The following is a 357-nucleotide window of genomic DNA, read 5'->3' as shown; positions in this document are numbered from 1 at the left end:
CACGGCGGCTTCAGCCTTTGCCTTGTCCTTGGGCTTGTAGGGACGCGCGGGCAGCACCGCCGTCTGATAGTGAGCAGCCAGTTCAGCGTAGGTCTCGTTGATCTTCGGGGTGTAACGGTCCGCCTTGGTGACCGCTGCCTTGAGGTTGTCCGGAACCAGCAGTGCCGGCACCCCGCCGAAGAACGTCAGCATCCGTTGGTGGGAGGCGATCCAGTCCGGCAGGCTCTGGCTCCCGGTGGCCTCGGCGAAGGTGTAGCTGGAGGCGCCAAGCACGGCGACAAAGACCTGGGCCTGACGCATCTCTCCGGTGCTCCGGTCCACCACCGACACGGTCGGTCCGCAGTAATCGATAAAGAC

1 protein-coding gene is annotated in these 357 nt (G+C 64.4%); it reads right to left on the bottom strand.

Going from position 1 to position 357, the window contains the following annotated elements; genetic code table 11:
- Positions 1-357: DDE-type integrase/transposase/recombinase (locus Q5762_RS37470; RefSeq protein WP_315896780.1), on the bottom strand; the 357-nt coding region annotated here is incomplete at both ends.

Source organism: Streptomyces sp. P9(2023) (genome assembly GCF_032436795.1).
Classification (GTDB): Bacteria; Actinomycetota; Actinomycetes; order Streptomycetales; family Streptomycetaceae; genus Streptomyces.
This window is presented reverse-complemented; position numbering and strand designations above follow the sequence as displayed.